The following is a 26,938-nucleotide window of genomic DNA, read 5'->3' as shown; positions in this document are numbered from 1 at the left end:
GATGGATCTATAAGCGCGCGATGCCGGTTTTCTCCAGCACGTCGCTCACCAGTTCCAGGCGCGCGAGCGGGTTGTCGAGGGACATCAGCCGCTGCTTGAGTTCAAGCGGAATCGGTAGCAGCTCGCACCAGCGATTGGAGACCCAGGCGCAGTCATTCAACTGCGCGGCGGTCGGCGTGATGTGAATGGGTGAGCCCGCCTCGCCGGAGCGCTCGCGCAGTGACTGCAGTGCGTTGGCGAGCAGGTCGGCGCAGGCCTGCAGTTCTGCGGGAATGGCGACGCTCTGGTCGGCTGGGATGATGCTGACGTCCGCGATCCAGAGGCCGTGGCCCAGCAGGCGTTGGCTGGTGATCTGAAAGCGGTCGCTGCCCTTGCAGCGCAAGGTCAGCAAACCCGCTTGCGGCGAATTCAGTTCTTCGATGGTGGCGAGTGTGCCGATGCGATGGAGCTGCTCCGGTGCCGCTCCGGCCTTGCGAACTTCGGCGCCGCTTTCAAGTGCCACCACGCCGAATGGCGCGCCCGCCTGATGGCACTTTCGCACCATGTCGAGATAGCGCACCTCGAACACACGCAGGGCCAGTTCCCCATCGGGAAACAGTACCGTGCCGAGAGGAAACAGGGGCAGGGAAGACAGGGTCAGTTGTTGGGGCATGGCGCGTTCGTTGCGATGGGCATCGTTATCATCCCACGTTGTGCATGTCCATTTGGGGTGCACGTGCTGATTTGTTTTGGGACACCATGCTTCTAGATATTGTTTCACTGCTGCTGGATATCGTCAGCGGGCTCATCACCGGGGCCTGCCTGCTGCGGCTGTACATGCAGATGCAGCGCATTCCGTTTGCCAATCCGATGGGGCGACTGGTGTTTGCCCTCACGGACTGGCTGGTGATGCCGCTGCGCAAGATCGTGCCGTCGGCGGGGCGTTGGGATCTGTCGTGCCTGATCGGTGCCTATCTCGCGCAACTCGTCGAATACGCGATCCTCACGCTGCTGTCGAACCTGCATTCGGTGATCGTCTATGCGCCGCTGGAGTCGCTCTTCGGCATGGCCCGTGTCGCGCTCTCCGGGATGATGATGCTTCTGATCGTCAACACGGTTCTGTCGTGGGTGCAGGCGCATTCACCCATCAGCGTTGTGATGGAGCGCCTGTGCGAGCCGCTGCTGCGGCCAGTGCGTCGCTATGTGCCGCTCATGGGCGGAATCGATTTTTCGCCGCTGGTGGTGATCGTGATTCTGCAGGTGCTGTTGATCGTGCTGAACCATCTGCGCGTTGCGGTTTTGAGTCTCGCGCTGTTCTGAACGGCTTTCCTCGAAGCCATTGCGTTGCCAACAAAAAACCGCCAGCTTGGTATGAAGCCTGGCGGTTTTCCGATGGGACCGTGCGTGTGGATCAGGATACGGCGTCGACCGGCAGTCGCTGTAGCATCGCGAGCGATTGGGCGATGGTCTGGCGCAGTTCGCGGCGGTCGCAGATGAAGTCGACCGCTCCCTTGGTCTGCAGGAATTCGGCACGCTGAAAGCCCTCGGGCAGCTTCACGCGCACGGTGGATTCGATCACGCGCGGCCCGGCGAAGCCGATCAGCGCCTTGGGCTCGGCGATCACGATGTCGCCCACGAAGGCGAAGCCTGCGGAGACGCCGCCCATGGTTGGGTCGGTCAGCACGCTGATGTAGGGCAGGCCCTTTTTGGCAAGACGTGTGAGCGCCGCATTGGTCTTGGCCATCTGCATCAGCGAGAGCAGGCCTTCCTGCATGCGCGCGCCGCCGGTGGCGGTGAAGCAGATGAAGGGCACCTTCTGCTCGATGGCGGTCTCGACGCCGCGCACGAAGCGCTCGCCTACGACTGAGCCCATGGAGCCGCCCATGAATTCGAACTCGAAGCAGGCCGCAACCAGATTGATGCTCTTGACGGAGCCGCCCATGACGACGAGCGCATCGGTCTCTCCGGTGTGCTCAAGGGCTTCCTTGAGGCGCTCGGGGTACTTGCGGCTGTCCTTGAATTTGAGTGGATCGACCGGAAGCACTTCCTGGCCGAGTTCATAACGACCTTCGGGGTCGAGAAACGCATCGAGGCGCGCTCGCGCACCGATGCGATGGTGATGGCCGCAGGTCGGGCAGACCATCTGGTTGTGTTCCAGATCGGCTTTGTAGAGCACGGATTCGCAGCTTGGGCACTTGATCCAGAGGCCTTCGGGCATCTGGCGACGTTCAGCGGGGTCGGTCTGCTGGATCTTGGAGGGCAGCAGTTTTTCGAGCCAGGACATAGGTTCCTTTCCAATTCGCAAGCGCCGCGTTGCGTTTCGTGGGGTGCGAAACGCAACGGGCGCGACTGCGCGATTATGCGTCCATTGCCTTGCGCACACCACGCAGGAAATCGACGGTCAGGGGAATGATCTTCTCGTGCGGCTGATCTTCGAGCAACTGGATGATCTTGGTGCCGATGATGACCGCATCGGAGAACTGCGCGATGGTCGCCGCCGTCTGCGCGTCACGGATGCCAAAGCCCACGCCCACGGGAATCTTCACGTGTTCGCGGATTTTGGGCAGCATGGCCTCGACCGCACCGGTATCAAGCGCGCCGGAGCCGGTCACGCCCTTGAGCGATACGTAGTAGACATAGCCGCTCGCGACTTCCGCGACCTGGCGCATGCGTTCGGGTGTGCTCGTGGGCGCTAGCAGGAAGATCAGGTCCATGTTCTTCGCGCGCAGTTTGGCGGCGAATCCCGTGGCTTCCTCGGGCGGGCAGTCGACGATCAGCACGCCGTCGACACCGGCCTCGGCCGCGTCGTTGACGAAGGCGTCCGCGCCGTGGCTCTGGTCGTAGCGCTCCACGGGATTGGCGTAGCCCATCAGTACCACGGGCGTGGTCTGGTTCCTCTGGCGGAACTCGTGCACATAGGCGAGCACCTGCTTGAGATTCACGCCATTGGCGATCGCGCGGTCACCGGCCTTCTGGATCACCGGGCCGTCGGCCATGGGATCGGAAAACGGCACACCGAGCTCGATCACGTCGGCACCAGCCTCGACCATGCCATGCATCAGCGAGGGCGTGATCGCCGCGAACGGGTAGCCTGCGGTGACGTATGGAATAAGTGCCGAGCGGCCTTCGGACAGGAGCTTGTCGAAGGTTTCGGTGATTCGGCCTTTTCGATTGCTGGCGCTCATGCTGCGGGGCCTCCCTTGACTGTGTGACCGCGCATGCTTGGGCGGTCGTAATAGTCGCTGCCACTGAGGTCTGCCACGGTGCCAATGTCCTTGTCGCCACGGCCCGAAAGGCAGACGAGAATCGACTGGTCCCGGCGCATTTCTTTTGCGAGCTTCATCGCATACGCAAATGCGTGGCTCGACTCGAGCGCGGGAATGATGCCTTCGGTGCGGCACAGATAGTGGAACGCATCGAGCGCCTCCTTGTCGGTGATGCCGACATATTGCGCGCGCTTGAGCTCCTGAAGCCAGGCATGCTCGGGACCGACGCCGGGATAGTCGAGGCCCGCGCTGATGCTGTGCGTCTCGGTGATCTGGCCGTTCTCGTCCTGCAGGATGAAGGTGCGGTTGCCATGCAGCACGCCCGAGGAGCCTCGTTGCAGCGACGCCGAGTGCTTGCCACTGTCGAGACCTTCGCCTGCCGCCTCGACGCCGATCAGGCGGGTTTTTTCATGCGGGATGTAGGGGTAGAAAATGCCCATGGCGTTGCTGCCGCCGCCGACGCAGGCGACCACCGCATCGGGCTGCTCGGCCGCGATCTTCTGCTCCTTGAGCATCTCGGGCATCTGCGTCAGGCATTCGTTGCCGATCACGCTCTGGAAGTCGCGCACCATCATCGGATAGGGGTGCGGCCCTGCGACGGTGCCGATGATGTAGAAGGTGTTGTCCACGTTGGCCACCCAGTCGCGCATCGCTTCGTTGAGCGCGTCCTTGAGCGTCCTGCTGCCCGATTCGACGGGAATGACCGTCGCGCCCAGCAGCTTCATGCGAAAGACGTTGGGGCTTTGGCGCTTGACGTCCTCGGCACCCATGTAGACCACGCATTCGAGACCGTAGCGAGCGCAGATCGTGGCCGTGGCCACGCCGTGCTGACCGGCGCCGGTCTCGGCAATGATGCGCGGCTTGCCCATGCGCCTGGCGAGCATGGCCTGGCCGATCACGTTGTTGATCTTGTGCGCGCCGGTGTGGTTCAGGTCTTCGCGCTTGAGGTAGATCTGCGCGCCGCCCATCTCCTCGCTGGTGCGCGCGGCGTGGTAGACCGGGGAGGGGCGGCCCACGAAATGCGCCAGCTCGTAGCGGAATTCCTTGAGGAACTCCGAATCGTGCTGGTATTTGGCATAGGCCTCGCGCAGCTCGTTGATGGCGTGGGTCAGCGTCTCGCTGGCGAAGGTGCCGCCATACGGGCCGAAATGGCCCATTGCGTCAGGGAATTGATATTGGGACATGGTCAGAAAATTCTTGCAGTTGCTGCATCTGCGGCCCTCGCGGCCGCGATGAAGCGGTGGATCTTGTCGGCGTCCTTGATGCCTTTGAGGGTTCCTCCCCCGGGTGCATCGGCTTCGACGCCGGAGCTCACGTCAACGGCCAGCGTCAGACAACGCGGGCGTAGCTGCAAGATGCCATCGGTCACGTTTGCAGGCGTGAGTCCACCAGACAAAACGAGGTGAGAGGCTACGCTTGTTGGAAGAAGTGACCAATTGAATGTTTTCCCGCCACCGCCGAATCCCTCGACATGGGCGTCGAGCAGGATGGCCTGGGCTCTAGAGTGATCCAGCGCGTATTTTACGAGGTTGAAGGAAGCCGCACCATCCCCGAGTGGAATTCGTGCCGCGGCCAGGTAAGGTCGTTGGCCTTTTCCACTCGCAAGCCAGCACGCTTCGGGCGTCTCGTCGCCATGGAACTGGAGGATGGAGCCCGGCACCTTGGCGCTGGCTGCGATGACCTCATCAGCCGGCGCATTCACGAACAGCAGCACCGGCGTGACGAAGGGCGGCAGGCGGCGGGCCAGTTCGGCAGCGCGTTCGGGCGTGACGGCGCGCGGGCTCGCGGCGTACATCACAAAGCCAACGGCGTCGGCCCGGCGGCCACCGCGACATCCACATCCTGCTCGCGGGTCAGTCCGCAGATCTTGATGCGCGTGCGTTGGGTCGGGTGAATGGGGGATACGCGGGGGCTCAGGCCCTCGATGAGTGGGTCGTCCATGGGATTGGTGGTCGCGCCCGTTTCAGTGCGCGCAGGGGTAGTCGAACTCAGGGGAGCCAATCATACGCAGCAGTGCGCGCAGGAAGTCCCCATTTTTCATCGTAGACCGGGCCAAGGAAATAAAGCCCGTCTGGCGAGAACGTGGGCGCTGCGGCATCGCGCGAGCGCGCGGTCAGCACTTCCTGCATCCACTCAGGCGATTGGATACCCTGGCCGACCGTAATCAGGCAACCCATGAGGTTGCGGATCATGTGGTGCAAAAAAGCGTTGGCCTCGAACTCGAATCGCCAGTAGCAGGGCGTGAAATGGTGAGGGCGGTTGCGCTCATCCTCGATGGCGGCGCCTTCAGGGCCGCGTCGTGAGATGTCGATGCGATGCATGGTCTTCACGGGCGACTTGGCCTGGCAGGCCGAAGCGCGGAAGGAGGTGAAGTCATGCTCGCCCAGCAGATAGGACGCGGCGCGGCGCATCGCATCGCCATCAAGCGCATGGAACACCCAGCCCACGCGGCCAGCATCGACGCTGGGACGCACGGGCGACTGTAGCAACACGTAGGCATAGCGGCGTGCCACGGCGCTCCCGCGCGAGTGGAATTCGTCGGGCACGGGTTGCGCCCATTGCACGGCAATGCCGGGCGGCAGAAAGGTGTTGGTGCCGCGCACCCAGGAAAACGGCGCGCGTTGTAGTTCGGTATTGAAATGCACGACCTGCATGATGCCGTGCACGCCCGCGTCGGTGCGGCCCGCGCAGATCGTGGAGATCTCATGAGTAGCAAAGCGGCCCAGGGCCGCTTCGAGATGATCTTGTACGGTGTTGCCGGAGAGCTGGCTTTGCCAGCCGCTGTAGGCCTGACCGTTGTAGCTGACACCCAGTGCAATCCTCATCGGTGTTTTCTCCATTCCGGGAGCGTGAGGATCGCACAGGACGCGTGCACTGGCGCAGGACTCAAGTTCAGCCCAGTCGGGAGAGCAGTTGCTGGGCGCGCAGCTTGAGTTCGCCGGAGGACTCGGCAATCACTTCCTCGACGAGGGTGCGCGCACCTTCGCTGTCCCCGATGGCGTTGAATTCTTCGGCGAGCGCCAGCTTGGTGTGCAGCGGGCCTTCGGGCATCGATACGGCCAAGCCAGCAGACAGCGGAGCCGGAGCGGTCGTTGGATGCACCGTGCCGCCGGTGGCTGGCTGATTCAGGTCGAGCGACAGGCCGCCCAGGTCGAATTCCAGCGGTTGGCGAGCCGTCGTTTCGATGTGATTGGATGCGGCTGCGGCGGCTGGCGTTGCGGCACCGGCGGCAGGCTTGTTGAAGGCCAGGTCATCCAGCTGGAAGTCGAGACCACTTGCTGCGCTTGCGGGCCTCGTGCCGGGAGCGGGCGCTGGTGCAGGCGTATCCAGCGACAGCGACGGCAGTTCAAAATCCGGCAGCTTGGCGGCAGAGGTATCGGGCGCCGTGGCTGTGATCGGAGGTGTCCACTGGTGATTCTGCGGAGCGGGGCCTGGTGCGGACGATCCGATGTCCAGATCGAGATCCAGATCACCGAGAGCTGCCGGGGGCACGGGAGCCGGTGTCGGCGTGTGGAACTGCACCGGCAGCGTGCTGGGCGCATCGAGATCCAGATGTTCGGGTCTTGGCGCAACCGCAGCTGCGGCAACGCCAGCGGCGGCAACCGAGCCAGCCGCGCGGGCGACGGACTGCTGATAGAACGGATTCTCCGGATCCTGCGTGCGACCGAGTTCGGCCACGCGTGCCCAGTCCACGCCCTGGCCCTGGGTCAGCGTGAACAGTTCACGTGCCTGTGCTTCCAGCGCCTTGCGGTCCTGGCGCTTGGCGTAGATTTCCGCGAGCTTCACGTGGATGGACGTGCGCTCGGGATTGGTGCGGGCGGCTTCGCGCAGGATTTCTTCGGCCTGCAAGTCGCGGCCATAGGCCAGATACACGTCGGCTTCGGCCACTGGATCGACTTCACCGGCATCGAGCTGGCTGGGCGAGTAGGCGAGCGACGACGAGCCGGTGGACAGGCCGCTGTTGGCGGTGTCCACACGCTGGCCACCGCTCGCTCCGAAGAACGAGTCGGGTGCCAGATTGCTGTCCATCATCGAGCTGTCGGAAGCCGAAAGCGACGCGGCCTTGCGGCGTTGTGCGAGCTTGTAGCCACCGAGACCCAGCAGTGCGAGCAGCGCAATGCCAAGGCCACCCAGAACCAGCGGGTCTTCGGTCATCGACTCGAAGAAGGTTGGCTCTGGCGGAGGTGGAGGAGGCGCCACGACGCGCGGCTTCTTGACCGGGGCGGAGGCAGCGGACGCAGCTGCCGATGCGGCCGACGCTGCATCGCTCGCGGCGTCGGTAGCCGCGCTTGCGGCCGCAACGGCCGCAGAGGCGGCGTCGGTTGCAGCAGACGCGGCGACTGCTGCGCTGGTGGCGGCAGCGCTCGATGCGACCGACGCGGCAGGAGTTGCCGAAGTGCCTGGAGCCGTTGCCGGCACGGTGGCGACGGCTGGCAGGTCAGCGGGCTTGCTGGCTGCGGAAGATGCGGCAGGAGCGGGCGAACCGGCTGCAGCGCCGACCTTGTTCAGATCAGAGATGTTCTTGGACAGCTCGGCCATGCGCTCAGCGTTCTGGTTCGACTGGCGATCCTGAGCGAGCTTTTCATCCTTCTTGGCGGACTGGATGCCGCCCTTGGACAGCGTGAGCTTGTCGGACGAAGTGGAGGCAGCCTTTTGATCATCCACCTGCGACTGCACGGAGCCCGTGGCGGCGCGTTGCGGCGTGCCCACATCCGCCGACGGGGCGGCGGTGGCAAGGCGGCGGCGGAACTCGTTGAAGTTGCGGCTTTGGGCGGCAATGATCTTGCGCGCTTCGCCGGGCGTCACGGCCTGGGCCTGAGACTCGGTCGGGATGTTCAATACCGTGCCCGCGCGCAGGCGGTTGACGTTGCCGTTGATGAAGGCGTTGGGGTTGGCGCGCATCATGGCGACCAGCATCTGGTCGAGCGACACGCCTGCCGGACGGTGAGCACCGGCGATGCGGCCAGCGGTTTCGCCCGAACGCACGCGCACTTCCTCGCCACTGCCTGCGTCGGCCATCGGGCCGGAGCGGGTGCCATGCGCTGTGTTGGCGCTTGGCGACGTTCCTGGGTCTGCGGCAGGTTGCGTGGCGCGGGAGCCGGCGCGGACACCGATGGCGCGGCCGGTTCCGAGAAGCGCGAATCAGGCGAGCTGATTTGCGGTGCGGTGGTTTGCGGTTCTGCCTGACGACGCATTTCAGGCGGGTCGAGCAGCATGGTGTAGCTGCGCACGATGTGGCCCGAGGCCCAGGTCGCGTCGATCACCAGATCGATGAAAGGATCGTTGATGGCCTTGGAGCTGCTCAGGCGCAGCACGCCCGTGCCATCCGGGCGGCGCTGGAACTGTACGCGGATGTCGTTGACCGACGGCGTGTAGTCCAGGCCCTGGGCGCGATAGACGTCGGCCGTAGCGGTCGATGCCTTCAGCGACTCGGCCTCTGCCGCAGAAACCTGCGGCAGGTCGATGTCCGCTCGCAATGGCTCCCCAGAGCGGACCGCACATGGATCTGGCCCAGTGCCAACGCATGGACATCAGCCGTGAACAGGCCGGTAGAGACGATGGCAGCCGCCGCCAAAACAGAAAATTTCCAGCGATGCATGTGTGCAACTTATTAATGATTTATTGGGCTTTTGGATGACGCATTGGATTTTCTTTTGGCGTCATTCACTACGGGTCGTGAAAATATGTAAAAGCACCATAGCATCAATGTTTTGCACTGACAAGCTGAAGCGACGCTCCAACAACGACTCCGCGGTGTTTGGTAGGAAAGCGCTATTTCACATGTTGGTAACCGACAACGCGGCGTCGCAAATTGTATCCACACCCCGCCGATCACCGATCGGCCATCGGCGGGTGATTGCCGGAACAAACTCAGGCGTCGAGCAGGATGCGCAGCATGCGGCGCAGCGGCTCGGCCGCGCCCCACAGCAGTTGGTCGCCGATGGTGAACGCGCCCACATACTCGGGACCCATCGCCAGCTTGCGCACGCGGCCCACGGGAATGGTCATGGTGCCCGTCACGGCCACGGGAGTCAGGTCCTTGAGGGTGGCTTCCTTGTTGTTCGGCACGACCTTCACCCACTCGTTGTCTGCGGCCATCATCGCTTCGATGTCGGCGACGGGCACGTCCTTCTTGAGCTTGAAGGTCAGCGCCTGGCTGTGGCAGCGCATGGCGCCCACGCGCACACAGAAACCATCCACTGGAATCGCGGGAGAGCCGAAGCCTTCGCCCACACCCATGATCTTGTTGGTTTCGGCCATGCCCTTCCATTCTTCCTTGGACATGCCATTGCCCAGATCCTTGTCGATCCACGGGATCAGGCTGCCGCCGAGCGGCACGAGGAAGTTGGCGGTTTCGTCCGCCGACAGTGCACGTTGCTTTGCCACCACCATGCGGTCGATTTCGAGGATCGCGCTCTTGGGATCGTCCAGCAACGCCTTCACTTCGGCATTCAGGATGCCGTACTGCGTGAGCAGCTCGCGCATGTGTTGTGCGCCGCCACCGGACGCCGCCTGATAGGTCTGGGTGCTCATCCACTCAACCAGACCGGCCTTGTACAGCGCGCCCACGCCCATCAGCATGCACGAGACCGTGCAATTGCCGCCAATCCAGTTCTTGCCGCCTTGGCTGAGCGCATTCTTGATCACCGGCATGTTCACCGGATCGAGCACGATGACGGCATCGTCTTTCATACGCAGCGTGGAAGCCGCGTCGATCCAGTGGCCGTTCCAGCCAGCGGCACGCAGCTTGGGGAACACTTCGCTCGTATAGTCGCCACCCTGGGCGGTGACGATGATGTCGCAGCGCTTGAGCGCGTCGATGTTGAACGCGTCCTGCAGCGTGGTTTCGTTCCTGGCCATCGCCGGGGCCTTGCCGCCCGCGTTGGATGTGGAGAAGAACAGGGGCTCGATCAGGTCGAAATCCTTTTCCTGTTGCATGCGGTCCATCAGAACCGAGCCGACCATGCCGCGCCAGCCTACCAAACCTACCAGCTTGCTCATTTTCAACGCCCTTTCAAGATAAGAAACAGTGCCATTCAGGACTGCTCGCCCGGCTCGTCTGGCCAGGAAGGGCGCACGACGAACCAGGCTGGGTCAGCCCTTAATCGTCGTAATTTTGGAGATGGATGCGCGCGCAGCCAAACCAGTCGGGGCGACTGGTGCAGTGTTCAGGGCGAACGGGCGTGCGGCAAACATAGGCGCTGATTGTAGCGGAGCCGCCGAAAACCGGTTGTTTTTGTTGAACAACATTCTTTGCAATTAGTTTGTTCATTCGGAATATGCTTTTGCTACGATTTGCTCGGTTTTCGATGGTCGTCAAACAACTTCCATTCACCAAAATCGCGCGGTCGAATATTCATCCCCCTCTTTATCAGGAGCAGTCCATGGCAGGTTGGTTTGAACTCAGCAAAAGCAGCGACGGTCAATTCCGCTTCGTCCTCAAGGCCGGCAACGCCGAGACCATTCTCACGAGCGAACTCTACAAGACCAAATCATCGGCAGAGAACGGTATCGAATCGGTGCAGAAAAACGCTGCGCAGGAGGAGCGCTACGAGCGCAAAGAATCCACGAACGGCAAGTGGTTCTTCAACCTGAAGGCGGCCAATCACCAGGTCATCGGCTCGAGCCAGATGTATGCCTCTGCCCAGTCACGCGATGCTGGAATCGAGTCCGTCAAGACCAACGGTGCGACCAAGACAGTGAAAGACAATAGCTGAGGCTGAGCACGGTCCGCGCATTGTGTAGCGGATCGGTGAACACAGCAAAAAAGACAGTCGGCAGGCTGTCTTTTTTGCTTTCTGCAGAGCGCGCCGCACCGGAGCGGCCTGGGGTGGCCTTTGCGTTGCGAATCGGCTCGATCAGTCGAGCGCCTTCACCACGGCATCACCCATGTCCTGGGTGCTGACCTTGGTCGTGCCTTCGCTGAAGATGTCCGGCGTGCGCAGTCCTTGGGCGAGCACCTTCTGAACGGCGACCTCGATGCGGTCGGCGGCGGCCTCCTGGTTCAACGAGAAGCGCAGCATCATCGCGGCCGACAGAATCGTCGCGAGCGGGTTGGCAATGCCCTTGCCCGCGATGTCCGGCGCGCTGCCGTGGCTGGGTTCGTAGAGGCCCTGCTTCCTGTCGTTCAGGCTGGCCGATGGCAGCATGCCGATGGAGCCGGTCAGCATCGAGGCTTCGTCGGACAGAATGTCGCCGAACATGTTGCCGGTGACGATCACGTCGAACGACTTCGGGGCCTTCACCAGTTGCATGGCGGCGTTGTCGACATACATGTGCTGCAGCTCGATGTCCGGATAGTCCTTGTGCACCTCGATGACCACGTCCTTCCAGAACTGGAACGTCTCCAGCACGTTGGCCTTGTCGACGCTCGTCACCTTCTTGTTGCGCTTGCGCGCCGCTTCGAAAGCCACTCGGGCGATACGCTCGATTTCGGGCCTGGAATAGCGCATCGTGTCGAAGGCTTCTTCTGCGCCGGGGAAATGCCCATCGGCGGCGGTGCGTCGGCCACGCGGCTGGCCGAAATAGATGTCGCCGGTCAGTTCGCGGATGATGAGGATGTCCAGACCCGCCACGAGTTCGGGCTTGAGGCTGGACGCGCCCACGAGCTGCTCATAGCAGATCGCCGGACGGAAATTGGCAAACAGGCCGAGGCTCTTGCGCAGGCCCAGAATGGCTTGCTCGGGCGCAGCGGACGATCGAGCTTGTCGTACTTCCAGTCGCCCACGGCTCCGAACAGGATGGCATCGGCCTCCTTGGCGAGCTTGAGCGTGGACTCGGGCAACGGGTGACCGTGCGCATCGAATGCCGCGCCGCCGACCAGTGCCGATTCCATCTCCAGATCGAGGTCGAGTGCGTCCAGCACCTTGACGGCTTCCGCGACGATTTCAGTGCCGATGCCGTCTCCGGGCAAAACTGCGATTTTCATGATGAATGAGATTGAAGTGGAATGTTTGAATCTCTACGTCCCTCGCACCTGCGCGCGAAAGGGCGCAAAGTCAGGCGTTGGCCGGCATCGTGTGTGCGAGCCAGGGCTTGGAGGCGAGGCGGGCCGCTTCGAAGGTCTTGATCTTGTCGGCGTGGCGCAGTGTGAGGCCGATGTCGTCAAAACCGTTGAGCAGGCAGTATTTGCGGAATGGAATCACGTCGAACGCAATCTCCTCGCCCTGCGGACGCACGACGACCTGTCGTTCCAGATCGACGGTGAGTTCGTAGCCCGGGAACGCTTGCACCTCGTTGAACAACTGCTCGATCACGGACTCTGGCAGCACGATGGGCAGCAGGCCGTTCTTGAAGCTGTTGTTGAAGAAGATGTCGGCAAAGCTCGGCGCGAGAATGGCGCGGAAACCATACTGGTCGAGCGCCCACGGCGCATGCTCGCGGCTTGAGCCGCAGCCGAAGTTCTTGCGTGCGAGCAGGATGGATGCGCCTTGATAGCGCGGCTTGTTCAGCACGAAATCCGGGTTCGGCTTGCGGCTTGCCGGGTCCTGGCCGGGCTCGCCGTGGTCGAGGTAGCGCCATTCGTCGAACAGGTTCACGCCAAAGCCGGTCTTCTTGATCGACTTGAGAAACTGCTTGGGAATGATCGCATCGGTATCGACGTTCTCGCGATCCATCGGGGCCACGAGGCCCTTGTGCACGGTGAATTTTTGCATTTTTGGATTACCGTTTGGTTCTTACTTGTCGGCCGCGCGCTCGAGTGCGCCGCCAGCGCGTTGCACGTCCTGGCCGACGCCCTTGACGGTGTTGCAACCGGAGAGAACGAAGGTGCTGATCAGAGCGATGGCAATGGCGAACTTGGTCATGATGATTTCCCTGGTTTTTAGGTTGATGGGTTGACGGACACTCAGGCGAACTTTCTCACATCCACGAAATGTCCGTGGATGGCTGCGGCTGCTGCCATCGCCGGACTCACCAGGTGCGTGCGACCACCGGCGCCCTGACGGCCCTCGAAGTTGCGGTTGCTGGTGGATGCGCAGCGCTCGCCGGGCTCGAGGCGGTCGGCGTTCATCGCAAGACACATCGAGCATCCGGGTTCGCGCCACTCGAAACCGGCGGCCACGAAGATCTTGTCGAGTCCTTCGCGCTCCGCCTGTTCCTTCACGAGACCGGAGCCCGGGACGACCATCGCGAGCTTGATGTTCCTGGCGACCTTCTGGCCGAGCTTCTTGACCACCGCGGCGGCTTCGCGCATGTCCTCGATGCGGCTGTTGGTGCATGAACCGATGAAGACCTTGTCGACGAAAACGTCGTTGAGCGGCTTGCCGGGCTCAAGGTTCATGTAGGTCAGTGCACGCTCGATGGCACCGCGCTTGCTGGCATCCTTTTCCTTCTCGGGATCCGGCACGCTGGCGTCCACGCCGAGCACCATCTCGGGCGACGTGCCCCAGGTGACCTGCGGCACGATGCCGGCGGCGTCGAGCTCCACGACCTGATCGAACTTTGCATCCGCGTCGGAATGCAGCGTGCGCCAATACGCCTCGGCCTGAGTCCATTCAACGCCGGTTGGCGAAAGCGGACGGCCTTTCACATAGGCAATCGTCTTGTCGTCCACGGCGACCATGCCGGCGCGCGCGCCCGCTTCGATGGCCATGTTGCAGACCGTCATGCGACCTTCCATGCTCAGGTCGCGGATCGCCTCGCCCGCGAATTCGATGGTGTAGCCCGTGCCGCCCGCCGTACCGATCTTGCCGATGATGGCCAGCACGATGTCCTTGGCCGTCACGCCAGGCGCGACCTTGCCGTTGACCTTGACCAGCAGGTTCTTGGCCTTCTTGGCGAGCAGCGTCTGCGTGGCCATCACGTGTTCGACCTCCGAGGTGCCGATGCCGTGCGCCAACGCACCGAAGGCGCCGTGCGTCGAGGTGTGGCTGTCGCCGCAGACCACGGTCATGCCGGGAAGCGTGGCACCATTTTCCGGGCCGATCACATGCACGATGCCCTGACGCCTAGACAGGAACGGGAAGAACGCGGCCGCGCCCACTTCGGCAATGTTCTTGTCGAGCGTGGTGATCTGTTCCTTGCTGATCGGGTCGGTGATGCCGTCATAGCCCTGATCCCAATCGGTCGTCGGCGTGTTGTGGTCGGCGGTTGCTACGATGGAACTCACGCGCCAGACCTTGCGGCCCGCGTCGCGAAGGCCCTCGAACGCCTGCGGGCTGGTCACTTCATGCACCAGATGGCGGTCGATGTAGAGAACTGCGGTGCCGTCTTCTTCGGTGTGAACCACATGTTCGTCGAAGACTTTGTCGTAGAGGGTGCGTCCCATGATGTGCTCTTTTCTTTCCTAGGGTCTGATGGTGGGGTTCGGTCTATTGTGCCGACATCTTTCGTGTCAGGCTGCCAGCGCATGGCTTGCGGTATGCGGCGTGCCATGCCGGGTCAGATGTTCGACGAGCAGTCGCGCGGTGACGGGCAGGGCGTCGAAATCTCTGGCGACGACGCTGAGTTCGCGCTCGGCCCAGGGCTCGTCCAGATGCACGGCGGCGAGATGGCCCATGCCATGCATCAGCGCAAATGCGCGATCCGGAATCAGCCCGATGCCGAGGCCGTTGTCGATCATGCGGCACATGGCATCCAGGCTCGTGACCTGCATGCGCTGGCGCAGCGGCTTGGCGGTCTGGCCGGCGGCCTGGCGCATTGCGAGGGAGATGCTGCTGCCCGCCTGGAGGCCGACGAGGTCCCATTCCATCACCTCGGCGAAGGTGATGGATTCGCGCTGCGCCAGCGCATGGCTCTGCGGCATCACCACGACCAGCCGGTCGTTACGGTAGGCGCGGCTTTGCAGGCCCTCGGGATCATCGGCGGTGCCGGTGTGGCACACCCCCAGATCGGTCGCGCCATCGCGCACCGCGTTCATCACGTCCTGGCTCAGGTGTTCCTGCAGATCGATCTTGACCTGACTGTGCTCGCTCGCAAATGCGCCGAGGTCCTCGGGAAGAAACTGGACGATGGCCGAGATGTTGGCGTGCATGCGCACATGTCCGCGCACGCCGTCGGCATATTCGGAAAGCTCACCCTGCATGCGCTCGAGGCCAAACAGCACGGTACGCGCGTGATGCAGCAGGCTCTCGCCCGCCGGGGTCAGCGTGACGCCACGGCTGTGGCGATAGAGCAGGGCGGTGTCCACCGCCGTTTCCAGATCGGACAGGCGCTTGCTGACGGCCGATGCCGCAATGAATTCACGCTCCGCCGCGCGCCCGATGCTGCCCAGCTCGCAGACTGCGACGAACAGTTGCAGCGAGGTGAGGTCGATACGGCGCGCGAAACTGCGCTCGGAGCTTTTCATTGCGTGGGTAGTGATCGTGAAATCAGAATGCTGCCCACATTTTATGGCGGAAATTTGACTTTGGCATCGCCATTCGCGATGAGTAAACGCTGAATGGTGATGGGTGACCGCTGATTTGACGATGGCAGGCTGTGCACCCGCGCGAAAGGCGCTACGCCGACAAGCAGGAAAGCGGCGCGCCATCAGCGCGCCGCAAAAAGCTCAGGGACGTTTCACCAAATCATTTTTTCACGACGCGGCGATAGAAGACGATTCCAAGCGCGATGAAGTAGAACAGGCCCAGCCATGGGCCGACCGTGAAACTCTCACCGACCAAGGCGAGTGGCGCATTCTTTCCGCTGAAGCCGATCACACCGGCGATGACGAGGCCCATGAGGCTTTCTCCGACGATCAAACCCGAGGCCAGCAGCAGGCCGCGTTCCTCTGCGGCGCGGGCCCAGTCGCTGCCGCGCCCGGTTGCGTATTTGCGAATCGCGCGCTGCACCACCAGTCCGAGCAAGGCGCCGAAGGTCAGCGTCATGCCGATGGTTGGCGGCAGATAGATGCCAAGGCCCACCGCCAGCGGCGGCATGCTGGCGCCAGTCGTCTTCTTGCGCAGGGTCCAGTCGATGGCAATCACGATCATGCCGATCACCACGCCGAGACCCAGCATGCTCCAGTCGAGCGAGCCGCTGAAGATGCCCGAGGCGATCTGCTTCATCAGATTGGCCTGCGGTGCTTCCAGCGCGAGCTTGGGGTCCATGTCCGCGCGCGGCATCGCGCCCGCGAATCCGTAGGCGTTGTAGAGCAGGTCCAGCACCGGCGGAATCACGAGCGCGCCAACCGCACAGCCGATGATCAGCACCACCTGCTGACGCCATGGCGTGGCACCGACGAGATAGCCGGTTTTCAGATCCTGCAGGTTGTCGTTGGAGATCGCCGCCATGGCAAGAATCACCGACACCATGAACAGCACCAGCACCACGCCCAGATTGCCAGAGAGGCTTGCATGAAACGACGGGATCACCGCGCTCAGTCCGAGGATGGACAGGCCCATGAGCACGGTCGCGATGATGCCGATGCCCGAGATCGGGCTTGCCGACGAGCCCACCAGCCCGGCCATGTACCCGCACGCAGCGGCGACGAGAAATCCGAAAATGGCGGCAAACACCACGCACAGGGCCGACAGCAGGTAGCGGTGGCCCGCAGCCAGCTCGGGCATGTGCGCGCCGATGAAGTAGTTGACCACGAGGAACAGCACGGCGAGCGCCGCGAGGCCGATCATCAGCATCCAGCTGCGCGGCATGTCGAGATCGGTTTCGTCGCGCTTGCCTTCGGCTTGGGTGAGCGACCGCCCTGCGGGTTGCGCGCGGATGGCTGCCAGAATCGGGCCAGCCAGCGTGATGAGCGCCCAGAGGCGGAGACGGCAATCAGGCCCGCTCCGACGAACTTGGCCTTTTCGCTCCAGAGTTGGGTTGACAGCGCTGCGAGTGTCTGACCGGCGGCCAGCGTGGCTCCCGATGCGAGCCAGGGCACGATGACGAACCAGCACAACACGACACCCACGAACACCGCGATGCCCGCCGAAAGGCCCATCAGGTATCCGGCTGCGAGCAGTGCCGGTGAGAATCCGGCGGAGATGCGAAATGCCACCGAGCCCGCGGGAATCCAGAAATTCACCGCGTCGCCGAGCAGCCGGAATCCCCCGCTGAACAAGCCGAAGACTGCGGCCATGCCCGAGCCCCAGCCCAGTTCGCGCAGGCCGCCCGAGCGCTTGGCGCTGCCCGGGTGTCGGCATGGCGCTGGGCATCGCCGACCCGCAATACCTCGGCGGCAGCGACGCCTTCGGGTAGGGCAACTCGGACTGCACCACCATCACGCGGCGCAGTGGAATCGTGTAGAGCACGCCCAGCGTCCCGCCGGCCGCGCAGATCAGCGCCGTCTGCCAGAACGGAAACCCGCTCCACAGGCCCATCATCACCAATCCGGGAATCACGAAGATCACGCTGGAAAGCGTGCCTGCGGCCGAGGCCTGGGTCTGCACGAGGTTGTTTTCAAGGATGTTGGAATCCTTGAACTTGTAGAGCAGGGCCATCGAGATCACGGCGGCAGGGATGGCGGATGCGAAAGTCAAACCGACCTTGAGGCCCAGATAGACGTTTGCTGCGGTGAAGGCGAGTGTGATGAGTGCGCCAAGAAGCACTCCGCGCAATGTGAATTCGCGCATGGGCATGGCAGGAGGCATGGGGTTACCGATATCGTGTCGTTGAAACTGGGCCGCACCTTACGGCAAGCCCGTGCGGACTTCCGTCATAACCCTCACGCACAAAGGGCCGGAATCTGTGGTGAACAGAATCCCGGCCCTTATTAAATCAACAAACAATAATCTGAATCAGCTAAACAGGTTTTTCAGCTTGTCTGTCCAGGTTTCGGTGGACGGCGAATGCTTGCTGCCCCCTTCTTGAGCGACTCGTCGAATTCCTTGAGCAGCTTGCGCTGGAATTCGGTGAGCTTGACCGGCGTTTCCACGACGACGTGGCAATACAGGTCGCCCGGATAGCTGGCGCGCACGCCCTTGATGCCCTTGCCGCGCAGCCGGAACTGCTTGCCGGCCTGTGTGCCTTCGGGAATGTCGATGGCGGCCTTGCCTGCGAGCGTTGGCACTTCGATTTCTCCGCCGAGCGCCGCAGTCGCAAAGCTCACCGGCACCTCGCAATGCAGATCGTCGCCGTCGCGCTCGAAGATCTCGTGTTTCTTCACGCGGATCTCGATGTACAGGTCGCCAGGTGGCCCGCCATTGGAGCCTGGCTCGCCGTTGCCGGTCGAGCGGATGCGCATGCCGTCGTCGATCCCGGCGGGAATCTTCACTTCCAGCGTCTTCTGCGACTTGATCTTGCCCTGGCCATGGCAGGTCGTGCAGGGCTCCGGAATGATCTTGCCTGTGCCACGGCAATGTGGACATGACTGCTGCACGGCAAAGAAGCCCTGGCGCATCTGCACCACGCCCGAGCCCTGGCAGGTGCCGCAGGTCTTGGGCTGCGTGCCGGGCTTGGCGCCGCTGCCGTGGCAGGTTTCGCAGTCATCCCACGAGGGAATGCGGATCTGCGCGTCCTTGCCGTTGGCCGCTTCTTCGAGCGTGACTTCCATCGCGTACGACAGATCGTTGCCGCGATAGACCTGCCGACCCCCGCGCCCGCGTGCGCCAGCCGCTCCGCCGAACATGTCGCCGAAGATGTCGCCAAAGGCCTCGGCAAAGCCGCCAAAGCCCTCGGCGCCACCGCGCATGTTCGGATCCACGCCCGCATGGCCGTACTGGTCATAGGCGGCGCGCCTGCTGCTGTCGCAGAGGATCTCGTAGGCTTCCTTGGCCTCCTTGAACTTGTCTTCAGCGCCCTTGGCGGCATCACCCTGATTGCGGTCGGGGTGGTACTTCATCGCCAACTTGCGATAGGCCTTCTTGATCTCGTCCTCGGAAGCATTCTTGGGAACGCCGAGAACTTCATAAAAATCTCGTTTGGACATTTCGTCTCCAGCTCAGGGGCCGGTGGGAACACAAACGCCGCGTCGGCTCCGTGAGAGAACCGAGCGCGGCGGGAACTAGCACGCTCGCGCGGCTCAGTCTTTCTTGACTTCCTTGACCTCGGCATCGACGACGTTGTCATCGGCCGGGGCGCTGCCCTGGGCGGCACCAGCACCGGCACCACCTGCGGCTGCCGCATCTGCCGCACCGGCCTGATCGGCGTACAGCTTCTCGCCGAGCTTCTGGCTGGCTTCCATCAGGGCCGTGGTCTTGGCATCGATGTCGGCCTTGTCTTCACCCTTGAGGGCTTCTTCCAGGGCCTTGACCGCAGCTTCGATCTTTTCCTTCTCACCGGCTTCCAGCTTGTCGCCGTGCTCGGACAGGCTCTTGGTCACGGTGTGCACTGCGGCCTCACCCTGATTGCGTGCCTGGACCAGTTCCAGCTTCTTCTTGTCGTCCGCGGCGTTGAGCTCGGCGTCCTTCACCATCTTCTGGATTTCCTCCTCGGAGATGCCCGAGTTGGCCTTGATGGTGATCTTGTTTTCCTTGCCCGTGGCCTTGTCCTTGGCACCCACGTGCAGGATACCGTTGGCGTCGATGTCAAAGCTCACTTCGATCTGCGGCGTGCCACGGGTGGCTGGTGGAATGCCCTCAAGATTGAATTCACCCAGAGCCTTGTTGGCGCTGGCGATTTCACGCTCACCCTGGAACACCTTGATCGTCACGGCCGGCTGGTTGTCTTCAGCGGTCGAGAAGGTCTGGGCGAACTTGGTCGGGATCGTCGTGTTCTTGGCGATCATCTTGGTCATCACGCCACCCAGGGTTTCAATACCCAGAGACAGCGGAGTCACGTCCAGCAGCAGCACGTCCTTGCGGTCGCCCGACAGCACCTGACCCTGAATCGCGGCACCCACGGCCACGGCTTCGTCAGGGTTCACGTCCTTGCGCGGGTCCTTGCCGAAGAATTCCTTGACCTTCTCCTGCACCTTGGGCATGCGGGACATGCCGCCGACCAGAATCACGTCGTTGATGTCGGACACGCTGATGCCGGCATCCTTGATCGCGGTGCGGCAAGGAGCGATGGTGCGCTCGATCAGGTCGTCGACCAGGCTTTCCAGCTTGGCGCGGGTCAGCTTGATGTTCAGGTGCTTCGGGCCGGACGCGTCTGCCGTGATGTAGGGCAGGTTGATGTCGGTCTGAGCGGAGTTCGAGAGTTCGATCTTGGCCTTTTCTGCGGCTTCCTTCAGGCGCTGCAGGGCCAGCACGTCCTTGGACAGGTCCACGCCCTGATCCTTCTTGAACTCGTCGATGATGTAGTTGATGATGCGCTGGTCGAAATCCTCGCCACCGAGGAAGGTGTCGCCATTGGTCGAGAGCACTTCGAACTGCTTTTCACCGTCCACGTCGGCGATCTCGATGATCGACACGTCGAACGTACCGCCACCCAGGTCATACACGGCGATCTTGCGGTCGGCCTTGTCCTGCTTGTCAAGACCGAAGGCCAGAGCGGCAGCGGTAGGCTCGTTGATGATGCGCTTGACGTCCAGACCGGCAATGCGGCCGGCGTCCTTGGTGGCCTGACGCTGAGCATCGTTGAAGTACGCAGGAACCGTGATCACGGCCTCGGTCACGGGCTCGCCGAGGAAGTCTTCGGCGGTTTTCTTCATCTTGCGCAGCACTTCGGCGCTGATCTGCGGAGGAGCCAGCTTCTGATCGCGCACCTGCACCCAGGCGTCACCGTTGTCGGCCTTGATGATCTTGAAGGGCATCAGGTCGATGTCCTTCTGCACTTCCTTCTCGTCGAACTTGCGACCGATCAGGCGCTTGATCGCGTACAGCGTGTTCTTGGGGTTGGTGACGGCCTGGCGTTTTGCCGAGGCGCCGACCAGAATCTCACCGTCTTCGAGGTAAGCAATGATCGAAGGCGTGGTGCGCGCGCCTTCAGAATTTTCGATGACTCGGGTGTTGTTGCCTTCCATGATGGCAACACAGCTGTTGGTCGTGCCGAGGTCAATGCCGATGATTTTTCCCATTTTGTTTCTCCGTATTTTGAAAAGTTGGTGTGTTTGGTTTGGATGACCAGTTACTTGTGGATAAGTTGATCACCTTCAAGTGACCGAAGCTAAAAATTATTGAGTTGCTCTTTATTTAATAGCGGTCGATTATTGGGGCGCCGCCACGGTCACCAGAGCGGGGCGCATCACGCGATCGGCGATCAGGTAGCCCTTTTGCAACACGCTCACGATGGTGTTGGGCTCCTGATCGGAAGGAACCATGCTGATGCCCTGGTGCTGGTGCGGGTCGAACCGGGTACCGGCGGGCGGATTGATGACCATGACCTTGTTGCGTTCGAGCGCCGAATTGAGCTGCCGCAGCGTGGCGTCCGAGCCCTCGCGCAGTTGCTCGGCGGTGGCGTTTTCGATGGCCAGGGCGGCGTCCAGGCTGTCGGCCACGGGCAGCAGGCTTTCTGCAAAACTCTCGATGCCGAATTTGCGTGCCTTCGCGACTTCCTCTTCGGAGCGGCGACGCATGTTCTCGGTATCGGCCTTGGCGCGCAGGTACTGGTCGGCCAACTCGGCATTTTTGGCCTTGAGTTCAGCCACTTCGGCCTGAAGCGCGCCGAACTGGTCGGCTTCGTTGGCGGCCTGAGCGGCCTCTATTTCCTCGGGGGACATCATGGGATCGACAGGTTCAGCAAATGGGTTGTACTTTGGATCGGACATGTCTTTTGTCGTGAAATGGAATCGATGAGGCGCAGATGAGGACGCGAGCGCCGATTTCAAGCCCACAGGCTATCAGGTTGATTTTGTTTACCTATTCCGGGCGGAGGACGGGCCACGCCGGGGTCATTCTAGATCGGGCGGTGGATGAGGCTGGTCAAGTATCTGGAATCTCGCTATAATGCTGAGTTCCCTTGCCACACCGCTACAACAGACGCTGCGGGTGGTTGCAACAAGCAATCCAAAAGGAGTTTGCATGCGTCACTACGAAATCATCCTGTTGATCCACCCGGATCAAAGCGAGCAGGTTCCCGCAATGTTCGAGCGCTACAAGAGCATGATCACCCAGGGCGGTGGTCAGGTTCATCGCGTGGAAGACTGGGGCCGCCGCCAACTGGCATACCTGATCAACAAGCTTGCCAAGGCTCACTACCTGTGCCTGAACATCGAGGCTGACCAGGCCGTGATGGCTGAACTGGAACACGCGTTCAAGTTCAACGACGCCGTTCTGCGTCACCTGACCGTCCAGAAGAAGAAGGCCGACACCGGCGCTTCCTCGATGATGAAGACCGTGGAACGTGAAGAAGCGCGCAAGGCCACTCAGGCCGAAGTCGTGGCTACGAACGAGCGTCAGTAAATCGACTGACCGACCACAACGTTCTTCAGACAGCCAGGGGGAGTGAAAAACCAGATAGCCATGACGGCCTGTATTGCGGAGCTTCAAGCGCTGCGCTACACGCCCGCCGGATTGCCCGCTCTTGACCTGAAGCTCGAACACGAGTCTCAGCAACAGGAAGCCGGAGTACAACGGCAAGTCAAACTCGTCATCAAGGCGGTGGCGTTCGGGGCGCTCGCGGAGCGGCTTGCACGTCAGGCGCTGGGAAGCAACTGGAATTTCCAGGGCTTTCTCGCATCACCGCGCAATGGCAAAGGCGTCGTTTTTCACATCCAGGATATTCAACAGGATTAATTTTCAAGAGGCTCACCAATGGCCACGTTCAAGAAATTCAACAAGGACAAGCGTCCTAAGCGCAACACCCAGTCGCTGCTGTTCAAGCGCAAGCGCTTCTGCCGCTTCACCGTCGCCGGCGTCGAAGAAATCGACTACAAGGATGTCGACACCCTGCGTGACTTCATCGCCGAAAACGGCAAGATCATCCCTGCACGCCTGACTGGCACCCGTGCCATTTATCAGCGTCAGCTCAACACTGCCATCAAGCGTGCCCGCTTCCTGGCCATGTTGCCCTACACCGATCAGCACAAGATCTAAGGAGCACGACAATGCAAGTTATTTTGCTCGACAAGGTTGTGAACCTCGGTAACCTCGGCGAAATCGTCAAGGTCAAAGACGGCTACGCGCGCAACTTCCTGATTCCTTCGGGCCGCGCTCGTCGCGCCACCGAAGCCAACAAGGCTGAATTCGAAGCCAAGCGCGTCGAACTCGAAAAGGCTGCGGCCGAAAAGCTGGCCGCCGCTCAGGCTTCCGGCGAAAAGCTCAACGGCCAGACCGTGAAGCTGACACAGAAGTCCGGCGTTGACGGTCGTCTGTTCGGTTCCGTGACCAATCACGACATCGCCGAAGAACTCGGCCGCATGGGTTTTGAAGTTGCCAAGTCGCAAGTTCGCATGCCCAATGGTCCGATCAAGATGGTGGGTGACAATACCGTGAACGTTGCGCTGCACACCGATGTGGTTGTGGACGTGACCGTGTCCGTCTACGGCGAACACGCTTAATTCAACCTTGCCGTTGGATTGATTCAAAGCCGCCTCCGGGCGGCTTTTGTGTTTTTCTCGGGTTTTGGCGAAGCCTTTCGGCTTCGATGGTGGGTCGTTTGGGGGTGCCAATACGGCCCTCATGCGTTGTTGTGAGGCCTTGCCGTACCACGGAGGCCTTGCCGTACCACGGTACTGTCTGCGGCCACACGCCTAGCCTGAGGGGCCGTCTTGGCATTGGGGCTGGGTGGTGGGGTGCTCGCTTCGCTTCAGAAGCTCGCTCCGGCGTACGCTTGCGAGACAGGGCAAGTCGCCGCACATCTCGCCCAAGGCTTTTCCCGTGACAAGCCGCGCCTGAACCACTAGCATCGCCTGTTCGATTTCTGAAAGTGTAGTGATCCCGATGTCCGCTCAAGCGCCTGATTTCCCTGTCCACGACTCTGCGCAGCCGGTGGATCGCGAGGTGGCTCGCCTGCGTATTCCGCCGCATTCGGTGGAGGCCGAGTCAAGCGTGCTGGGCGGTCTGTTGCTGGACAACATGGCGTGGGATCGGGTGGGTGATTTGCTCGTGGACAGCGACTTCTACCGCAACGAGCACCGCCTGATCTTTTCGGCCATCGCCACGCTGGTCAACGGGAGCAAGCCGGCCGACGTGATCACCGTGTACGAGCAGTTGCAGAGTCTGGGCAAGTCCGAGGAAATCGGCGGACTGATGTACCTGAACACGCTCGCGCAATATGTGCCGAGCGCGAGCAACATCCGTCGCTATGCGGAGATCGTGCGTGAGCGTTCGATCCTGCGCAAGCTGGTGACCGCCAGCGACGAGATATCGACCAATGCCTTCAATCCGATGGGCAAGCCGGTCAAGAACATCCTGGAAGAGGCCGAGCAGAAGATCTTCGCGATTGGCGAAGAGGGCTCGAAGATGAAGCAGGGCTTTCAGTCGCTAGGCACGCTGGTGGTCGATCTGCTTGACGACATTCAGGAGAAGGCCGACAACCCGATGGACGTGACCGGCATTCCCACGGGGTTTGCCGATCTGGATCGCATGACCAGCGGCCTGCAGGCCGGCGACATGGTGGTGCTCGCAGCGCGTCCGTCGATGGGCAAGACCTCGTTCGCGGTGAATATCGCCGAACACGTGGCGCTCAATGAAGGTCTGCCGGTGGCCATCTTCTCGATGGAAATGGGCGCGGCCCAGCTGGCCGTGCGTATCGTCGGTTCGATTGGCCGCGTGAACCAGGGCAATTTGCGCACCGGCAAGCTCAACGACGAGGAATGGCCGCGCCTGACCGAGGCCATCGAGCGACTGCGTACCGTGTCGCTGCATATCGACGAAACACCGGGCCTGACGCCGATCGAGCTGCGCGCCAACGCGCGACGTCTCGCGCGCCAGTGCGGCAAGCTCGGCCTGATCGTGGTCGACTACCTGCAACTGATGAGCGGCTCGGGCGCCAGCAGTTCGGACAATCGCGCGACTGAGCTGGGCGAAATCTCGCGCGGCCTGAAGATGCTGGCCAAGGAGCTGCAATGTCCGGTGATCGCGCTCTCGCAGCTCAATCGCTCGGTGGAGCAGCGCACCGACAAGCGGCCCATGATGTCGGACCTGCGCGAATCCGGAGCCATCGAGCAGGACGCGGACATCATCATGTTCATCTACCGCGACGACTACTACAACAAGGATTCCAAGGAGCCGAACATTGCCGAGGTGATCATCGGCAAGCAGCGTAACGGACCGACAGGGACGGTGAAGCTGTTCTTCCAGAAGAACCAGACGCGATTCGAGAATCTGGCGATGGGCGCCGGGGACGACTACTGAGCGGAGCGAATCGTCCCGCCGCCACATGACGTCGGGTGGCTGGTTCGCTCGCGCGAGGGCGATGGACGCAGCCCTCCACGCCTTCCTGCCCGCTCCTACTGCGCGCCAATCTGCTTGAACTCGCGCTCGGCGGCCTCGTGTGCCGCCCGCATTTCCGCCGATGGCTCGGCGCTCATCCTGCTCACAAGCAGCACGGCGATCCACGCGAACACGAAGCCCGGGACGATCTCATACAGACCCAGCCAGCCGAAGTGCTTCCACACCAGCACGGTAACGGCGCCGACGATGATGCCCGCGAGCGCACCGCCACGCGTCATGCGGTTCCAGAAGAGCGAGAGAATGATCACCGGACCGAACGCCGCGCCAAAACCGGCCCACGCGTAGCTCACCATGCCCAGCACCTTCGATTCGGGGTTGCTGGCAATCGCGATGGCAATCAGGGCAATCAGCAGCACCATCGTGCGGCCGACCCAGACCAGCTCCTTCTCGCTGGCGTTCTTGCGCAGGAAGGTGCGGTAGATGTCCTCCGTGAGCGCGCTCGAGCACACCAGCAACTGGCATGAGAGCGTGCTCATCACGGCGGCCAGAATCGCGGCCAGCAAGGCACCGGCAATCCAGGGGTTGAACAGTTGCTTGGAGATTTCCATGAACACGGTCTCTGCATTGGCGTTCACGGCCGCGGCACCTTCGGGGTGGCTCGCGAAATAAGGAATGCCGACGAAGCCGACTGCCACTGCACCGGCGAGGCACAGAATCATCCACGCCATGCTGATGCGGCGCGCCGAAGGAATGGTCTGCACCGAAGAGGCGGCCATGAAGCGCACGAGGATGTGAGGCTGGCCAAAGTAGCCAAGCCCCCATGCCAGCAGCGAGACGATGCCGACGAAGCTGGCGTTGCGGAACATGTCGAATTTTTCGGGCGGGACGATGGCGCTCCAGTCCTGGCCTGGCTGCAATTGCCCCTGCACCGCAAACCAAGCAATCACCGGAGCGAGAATCAGCGCGGTGATCATCAGGGATGCCTGGATCGTGTCTGTCCAGCTCACGGCGAGAAAGCCGCCGATGAACACATAGGCAATGGTGCACAGTGCGCCAACCCAGAGCGCGGTGGCATAGGGCATGCCGAACATGTTCTCGAACAACCGGGCACCGGCGACCACGCCGGACGCGCAGTAGAGCGTGAAGAACACCAGGATCACGAGCGCCGTGACGATGCGCAGCACGTTGCTGCGATCCTCGAAACGGTTGGCGAGGTAGTCGGGCAGCGTGAGCGCGTTGCCTGCGCGCTCGGTATACAGGCGCAGGCGCGCGGCGACGAAGCGCCAGTTGAGGTAAGCCCCGATGATCAGGCCGATGGCGATCCACGATTCGGACAGCCCGGTGAGGTAGATCGCACCGGGCAGTCCCATGAGCAACCAGCCGCTCATGTCGGATGCACCCGCCGACAATGCGGTCACGAAGCTGCCCAGGCTGCGGCCACCGAGGATGTAGTCGGACAGATTCTTGGTGCCCAGATAGCCCAGCCAGCCGATGCCGAGCATCGCCACCAGGTAGATGACGAACATGATGGCGGTGGGATCATTCCATTGAAACTGCATGCAGGTTCCTCGATTTACGTAGTTGTTTATTGCGTTTCTAACGCGCTGCACGCTC

24 protein-coding genes and 4 pseudogenes are annotated in these 26,938 nt (G+C 62.1%); 8 read left to right on the top strand and 20 right to left on the bottom strand.

All coding sequences use genetic code 11. From position 1 onward, the window contains the following. Positions 1 to 7: 7 nt before the first annotated feature. Positions 8 to 652, bottom strand: a complete 645-nt coding sequence (locus H9K75_RS07200; protein ID WP_187725252.1) for an LON peptidase substrate-binding domain-containing protein — start codon at positions 650 to 652, stop codon at positions 8 to 10. 86 nt (positions 653 to 738) lie between these two features. Between H9K75_RS07200 and H9K75_RS07195 the strand changes: the two genes are divergently transcribed. Continuing rightward, positions 739 to 1,299: a YggT family protein gene (locus H9K75_RS07195; RefSeq protein ID WP_187725251.1), complete on the top strand. Its 561-nt coding sequence runs from the start codon at positions 739 to 741 to the stop codon at positions 1,297 to 1,299. 91 nt (positions 1,300 to 1,390) lie between these two features. Here the strand turns inward: H9K75_RS07195 and accD are convergent, their stop codons facing one another. From accD to H9K75_RS25050, 7 genes and pseudogenes are all read right to left on the bottom strand, one after another. Further along, entirely contained in the window at positions 1,391 to 2,263 is an 873-nt protein-coding gene (gene accD, locus H9K75_RS07190) for an acetyl-CoA carboxylase, carboxyltransferase subunit beta (protein ID WP_187725250.1), read from the bottom strand. Between the two features lie 73 nt (positions 2,264 to 2,336). Continuing rightward, positions 2,337 to 3,164: a tryptophan synthase subunit alpha gene (gene trpA / locus H9K75_RS07185; protein ID WP_187725249.1), complete on the bottom strand. Its 828-nt coding sequence runs from the start codon at positions 3,162 to 3,164 to the stop codon at positions 2,337 to 2,339. Beyond that, positions 3,161 to 4,429, bottom strand: a complete 1,269-nt coding sequence (gene trpB / locus H9K75_RS07180; RefSeq protein ID WP_187725248.1) for a tryptophan synthase subunit beta — start codon at positions 4,427 to 4,429, stop codon at positions 3,161 to 3,163. Before trpB ends, trpA begins: the two co-directional genes overlap by 4 nt. A gap of 2 nt (positions 4,430 to 4,431) precedes the next feature. Next, positions 4,432 to 5,186 (bottom strand): annotated as a pseudogene (locus tag H9K75_RS07175) (phosphoribosylanthranilate isomerase). A gap of 47 nt (positions 5,187 to 5,233) precedes the next feature. Continuing rightward, a complete protein-coding gene (gene truA, locus H9K75_RS07170; protein ID WP_187725247.1) occupies positions 5,234 to 6,070 on the bottom strand; it encodes a tRNA pseudouridine(38-40) synthase TruA in 837 nt (278 codons plus the stop codon). 67 nt (positions 6,071 to 6,137) lie between these two features. Continuing rightward, entirely contained in the window at positions 6,138 to 8,264 is a 2,127-nt protein-coding gene (locus tag H9K75_RS07165) for a FimV/HubP family polar landmark protein (RefSeq protein WP_319016889.1), read from the bottom strand. Next, entirely contained in the window at positions 8,147 to 8,722 is a 576-nt protein-coding gene (locus H9K75_RS25050) for a type IV pilus assembly protein FimV (protein WP_319016888.1), read from the bottom strand. Before H9K75_RS25050 ends, H9K75_RS07165 begins: the two co-directional genes overlap by 118 nt. Before the next feature lie 23 nt (positions 8,723 to 8,745). Between H9K75_RS25050 and H9K75_RS23685 the strand changes: the two genes are divergently transcribed. Further along, positions 8,746 to 8,883, top strand: a complete 138-nt coding sequence (locus tag H9K75_RS23685) for a hypothetical protein (RefSeq protein ID WP_226858802.1) — start codon at positions 8,746 to 8,748, stop codon at positions 8,881 to 8,883. 233 nt (positions 8,884 to 9,116) lie between these two features. Here H9K75_RS23685 and asd read toward each other — a convergent pair whose 3' ends face one another. After that, positions 9,117 to 10,247, bottom strand: coding sequence for an aspartate-semialdehyde dehydrogenase (asd, locus tag H9K75_RS07160; protein ID WP_187725246.1), 1,131 nt, complete (start codon positions 10,245 to 10,247; stop codon positions 9,117 to 9,119). A gap of 100 nt (positions 10,248 to 10,347) precedes the next feature. Next, positions 10,348 to 10,518 carry a hypothetical protein gene (locus tag H9K75_RS23680; RefSeq protein ID WP_226858591.1) on the bottom strand — a complete coding sequence of 57 codons (171 nt, stop codon included), beginning with the start codon at positions 10,516 to 10,518 and terminating at the stop codon, positions 10,348 to 10,350. 112 nt (positions 10,519 to 10,630) lie between these two features. Between H9K75_RS23680 and H9K75_RS07155 the strand changes: the two genes are divergently transcribed. Continuing rightward, a complete protein-coding gene (locus H9K75_RS07155) occupies positions 10,631 to 10,963 on the top strand; it encodes a YegP family protein (RefSeq protein ID WP_187725950.1) in 333 nt (110 codons plus the stop codon). Between the two features lie 141 nt (positions 10,964 to 11,104). Here H9K75_RS07155 and leuB read toward each other — a convergent pair. The 9 genes and pseudogenes from leuB to grpE all read right to left on the bottom strand — a co-directional run bounded on the left by leuB (position 11,105) and on the right by grpE (position 21,756). Next, positions 11,105 to 12,174, bottom strand: a pseudogene (leuB, locus tag H9K75_RS07150) (3-isopropylmalate dehydrogenase). Between the two features lie 70 nt (positions 12,175 to 12,244). After that, positions 12,245 to 12,901, bottom strand: a complete 657-nt coding sequence (gene leuD, locus H9K75_RS07145; RefSeq protein WP_187725245.1) for a 3-isopropylmalate dehydratase small subunit — start codon at positions 12,899 to 12,901, stop codon at positions 12,245 to 12,247. 21 nt (positions 12,902 to 12,922) lie between these two features. Then, positions 12,923 to 13,051, bottom strand: coding sequence for an entericidin A/B family lipoprotein (locus H9K75_RS07140; protein ID WP_187725244.1), 129 nt, complete (start codon positions 13,049 to 13,051; stop codon positions 12,923 to 12,925). A gap of 41 nt (positions 13,052 to 13,092) precedes the next feature. After that, entirely contained in the window at positions 13,093 to 14,514 is a 1,422-nt protein-coding gene (gene leuC, locus H9K75_RS07135) for a 3-isopropylmalate dehydratase large subunit (RefSeq protein WP_187725243.1), read from the bottom strand. 66 nt (positions 14,515 to 14,580) lie between these two features. After that, positions 14,581 to 15,534 carry a LysR family transcriptional regulator gene (locus tag H9K75_RS07130; protein ID WP_187725242.1) on the bottom strand — a complete coding sequence of 318 codons (954 nt, stop codon included), beginning with the start codon at positions 15,532 to 15,534 and terminating at the stop codon, positions 14,581 to 14,583. 220 nt (positions 15,535 to 15,754) lie between these two features. After that, positions 15,755 to 17,758, bottom strand: a pseudogene (locus tag H9K75_RS07125) (OPT family oligopeptide transporter). Positions 17,759 to 17,905: 147 nt separating this feature from the next. After that, a pseudogene (gene dnaJ, locus H9K75_RS07120) lies at positions 17,906 to 19,035 on the bottom strand (molecular chaperone DnaJ). A 93-nt stretch (positions 19,036 to 19,128) separates the two neighbouring features. After that, on the bottom strand, positions 19,129 to 21,066 hold the full coding sequence (gene dnaK, locus H9K75_RS07115) for a molecular chaperone DnaK (protein WP_187725241.1): 1,938 nt from the start codon (positions 21,064 to 21,066) through the stop codon (positions 19,129 to 19,131). Between the two features lie 129 nt (positions 21,067 to 21,195). Next, positions 21,196 to 21,756, bottom strand: coding sequence for a nucleotide exchange factor GrpE (grpE, locus tag H9K75_RS07110; protein WP_187725240.1), 561 nt, complete (start codon positions 21,754 to 21,756; stop codon positions 21,196 to 21,198). Between the two features lie 253 nt (positions 21,757 to 22,009). Between grpE and rpsF the strand changes: the two genes are divergently transcribed. The 5 genes from rpsF to dnaB all read left to right on the top strand — a co-directional run bounded on the left by rpsF (position 22,010) and on the right by dnaB (position 25,285). Beyond that, complete coding sequence (gene rpsF / locus H9K75_RS07105) at positions 22,010 to 22,390, top strand: 30S ribosomal protein S6 (RefSeq protein ID WP_187725239.1); 381 nt, start codon at positions 22,010 to 22,012, stop codon at positions 22,388 to 22,390. 60 nt (positions 22,391 to 22,450) lie between these two features. Continuing rightward, positions 22,451 to 22,723 (top strand): primosomal replication protein N, encoded by a 273-nt coding sequence (gene priB, locus H9K75_RS07100; protein WP_404826434.1) that lies wholly within the window; start codon positions 22,451 to 22,453, stop codon positions 22,721 to 22,723. A gap of 18 nt (positions 22,724 to 22,741) precedes the next feature. After that, complete coding sequence (rpsR, locus tag H9K75_RS07095; RefSeq protein ID WP_166069388.1) at positions 22,742 to 23,023, top strand: 30S ribosomal protein S18; 282 nt, start codon at positions 22,742 to 22,744, stop codon at positions 23,021 to 23,023. Positions 23,024 to 23,034: 11 nt separating this feature from the next. Beyond that, positions 23,035 to 23,487 carry a 50S ribosomal protein L9 gene (gene rplI, locus H9K75_RS07090; RefSeq protein WP_187725237.1) on the top strand — a complete coding sequence of 151 codons (453 nt, stop codon included), beginning with the start codon at positions 23,035 to 23,037 and terminating at the stop codon, positions 23,485 to 23,487. 382 nt (positions 23,488 to 23,869) lie between these two features. Beyond that, the gene (gene dnaB / locus H9K75_RS07085) at positions 23,870 to 25,285 is read left to right on the top strand and encodes a replicative DNA helicase (RefSeq protein ID WP_187725236.1); all 1,416 of its coding nucleotides are present in this window, start codon (positions 23,870 to 23,872) and stop codon (positions 25,283 to 25,285) included. Between the two features lie 95 nt (positions 25,286 to 25,380). Here the strand turns inward: dnaB and putP are convergent, their stop codons facing one another. After that, positions 25,381 to 26,883: a sodium/proline symporter PutP gene (gene putP, locus H9K75_RS07080; protein WP_187725235.1), complete on the bottom strand. Its 1,503-nt coding sequence runs from the start codon at positions 26,881 to 26,883 to the stop codon at positions 25,381 to 25,383. Positions 26,884 to 26,938: the final 55 nt, after the last annotated feature.

The sequence above is a fragment of the Diaphorobacter aerolatus genome (assembly GCF_014489535.1).
Classification (GTDB): domain Bacteria; phylum Pseudomonadota; class Gammaproteobacteria; order Burkholderiales; family Burkholderiaceae_C; genus Diaphorobacter_A; species Diaphorobacter_A aerolatus.
This window is presented reverse-complemented; position numbering and strand designations above follow the sequence as displayed.